The 3,104-nt window shown below is 49.2% G+C and carries 1 rRNA gene; it reads left to right on the top strand.

What is annotated here, in order from left to right:
• The first annotated feature begins 120 nt into the window (after nt 1–120).
• Nucleotides 121–3,044: ribosomal RNA gene (locus HMPREF3031_RS09610) — 23S ribosomal RNA — on the top strand.
• Nucleotides 3,045–3,104 lie beyond the last annotated feature (60 nt).

Raw genomic sequence — 3,104 nt, 5'->3', positions numbered from 1 at the left:
AAAAATAGATTTTACCAAGCAAAACCGAGTGAATTAGAGTTTTAAAAGCTTTATTCATTTAAATGAATCGCTAGTAATCAATTGCCGACGGCAAACGATTACTCACAATATTAATAACGTGATTAAGTTATTAAGGGCGCACGGTGGATGCCTTGGCACTAGAAGCCGATGAAGGACGTTACTAACGACGATATGCTTTGGGTAGCTGTAAGTAAGCGTTGATCCAGAGATTTCCGAATGGGGGAACCCAGCACAAGTTATGTTGTGTTATCGACATGTGAATACATAGCATGTCCGAAGGCAGACGCGGAGAACTGAAACATCTTAGTACCCGCAGGAAGAGAAAGAAAAATCGATTCCCTGAGTAGCGGCGAGCGAAACGGGAAGAGCCCAAACCAATGAGCTTGCTCATTGGGGTTGTAGGACACTCTATACGGAGTTACAAAGGAATAAATTAGACGAATCACCTGGAAAGTTGAACCAGAGAAGGTAAAAGTCCTGTAGTCGAAAGTTTATTCTCTCTTGAGTGGATCCTGAGTACGACGGAGCACGTGGAATTCCGTCGGAATCCGGGAGGACCATCTCCCAAGGCTAAATACTCTCTAGTGACCGATAGTGAACCAGTACCGTGAGGGAAAGGTGAAAAGTACCCCGGAAGGGGAGTGAAAGAGAACTTGAAACCGTGTGCTTACAAGTAGTCAGAGCCCGTTAATGGGTGATGGCGTGCCTTTTGTAGAATGAACCGGCGAGTTACGATCTGATGCAAGGTTAAGCAGCAAATGCGGAGCCGCAGCGAAAGCGAGTCTGAACAGGGCGTTGAGTATTTGGTCGTAGACCCGAAACCAGGTGATCTACCCTTGGTCAGGTTGAAGTTCAGGTAACACTGAATGGAGGACCGAACCGACTTACGTTGAAAAGTGAGCGGATGAACTGAGGGTAGCGGAGAAATTCCAATCGAACCTGGAGATAGCTGGTTCTCTCCGAAATAGCTTTAGGGCTAGCCTCAAGTGATGATTGTTGGAGGTAGAGCACTGTTTGGACGAGGGGCCCCTCTCGGGTTACCGAATTCAGACAAACTCCGAATGCCAATCAATTTAACTTGGGAGTCAGAACGTGGGTGATAAGGTCCATGTTCGAAAGGGAAACAGCCCAGACCACCAGCTAAGGTCCCAAAATATATGTTAAGTGGCAAAGGATGTGGTATTGCCCAGACAACTAGGATGTTGGCTTAGAAGCAGCCATCATTTAAAGAGTGCGTAATAGCTCACTAGTCGAGTGACACTGCGCCGAAAATGTACCGGGGCTAAACATATTACCGAAGCTGTGGATTGTCCGTAGGACAATGGTAGGAGAGCGTTCTAAGTGCGTCGAAGCATGATCGCAAGGACATGTGGAGCGCTTAGAAGTGAGAATGCCGGTGTGAGTAGCGAAAGATGGGTGAGAATCCCATCCACCGATTGACTAAGGTTTCCAGAGGAAGGCTCGTCCGCTCTGGGTTAGTCGGGTCCTAAGTCGAGGCCGACAGGCGTAGACGATGGATAACAGGTTGATATTCCTGTACCACCATTTATCGTTTTAAGCGATGGGGGGACACAGTAGGATAGGCGAAGCGTGCTGTTGGAGTGCACGTCTAAGCAGTGAGACTGAATGGTAGGCAAATCCGCCATTCTCAAGGTTGAGCTGTGATGGGGAGAGGAAACATGTTTTCCTCGAGTCGTTGATTTCACACTGTCGAGAAAAGCCTCTAGCTAGATAACTGGTGCCCGTACCGCAAACCGACACAGGTAGTCAAGATGAGAATTCTAAGGTGAGCGAGAGAACTCTCGTTAAGGAACTCGGCAAAATGACCCCGTAACTTCGGGAGAAGGGGTGCTCTTTAGGGTTCACGCTCTGAAGAGCCGCAGTGAATAGGCCCAAGCGACTGTTTATCAAAAACACAGGTCTCTGCTAAACCGTAAGGTGATGTATAGGGGCTGACGCCTGCCCGGTGCTGGAAGGTTAAGAGGAGTGGTTAGCTTCTGCGAAGCTACGAATCGAAGCCCCAGTAAACGGCGGCCGTAACTATAACGGTCCTAAGGTAGCGAAATTCCTTGTCGGGTAAGTTCCGACCCGCACGAAAGGCGTAACGATTTGGGCACTGTCTCAACGAGAGACTCGGTGAAATCATAGTACCTGTGAAGATGCAGGTTACCCGCGACAGGACGGAAAGACCCCGTGGAGCTTTACTGTAGCCTGATATTGAAATTCGGCACAGCTTGTACAGGATAGGTAGGAGCCTTAGAAGCGTGAGCGCCAGCTTACGTGGAGGCGCTGGTGGGATACTACCCTAGCTGTGTTGGATTTCTAACCCGCGCCATTGATCATGGCGGGAGACAGTGTCAGGCGGGCAGTTTGACTGGGGCGGTCGCCTCCTAAAGTGTAACGGAGGCGCTCAAAGGTTCCCTCAGAATGGTTGGAAATCATTCATAGAGTGTAAAGGCATAAGGGAGCTTGACTGCGAGACCTACAAGTCGAGCAGGGTCGAAAGACGGACTTAGTGATCCGGTGGTTCCGCATGGAAGGGCCATCGCTCAACGGATAAAAGCTACCCCGGGGATAACAGGCTTATCTCCCCCAAGAGTTCACATCGACGGGGAGGTTTGGCACCTCGATGTCGGCTCATCGCATCCTGGGGCTGTAGTCGGTCCCAAGGGTTGGGCTGTTCGCCCATTAAAGCGGTACGCGAGCTGGGTTCAGAACGTCGTGAGACAGTTCGGTCCCTATCCGTCGTGGGCGTAGGAAATTTGAGAGGAGCTGTCCTTAGTACGAGAGGACCGGGATGGACATACCTCTGGTGTACCAGTTGTCGTGCCAACGGCATAGCTGGGTAGCTATGTATGGACGGGATAAGTGCTGAAAGCATCTAAGCATGAAGCCCCCCTCAAGATGAGATTTCCCAACTTCGGTTATAAGATCCCTCAAAGATGATGAGGTTAATAGGTTCGGGGTGGAAGCATAGCGATATGTGGAGCTGACGAATACTAATCGATCGAAGACTTAATCAAATTTCAAGTTTTGATTGGTCGAATTGAAATTTACTTACTATCTAGTTTTGAATGTATAAT

Source organism: Staphylococcus sp. HMSC072B07 (genome assembly GCF_001815505.1).
In the GTDB taxonomy this organism is placed as follows: Bacteria; Bacillota; Bacilli; order Staphylococcales; family Staphylococcaceae; genus Staphylococcus; species Staphylococcus simulans.
The sequence above is the reverse complement of the archived record's forward strand: the minus strand, read 5'-3'. Positions and strand labels throughout refer to the sequence as shown.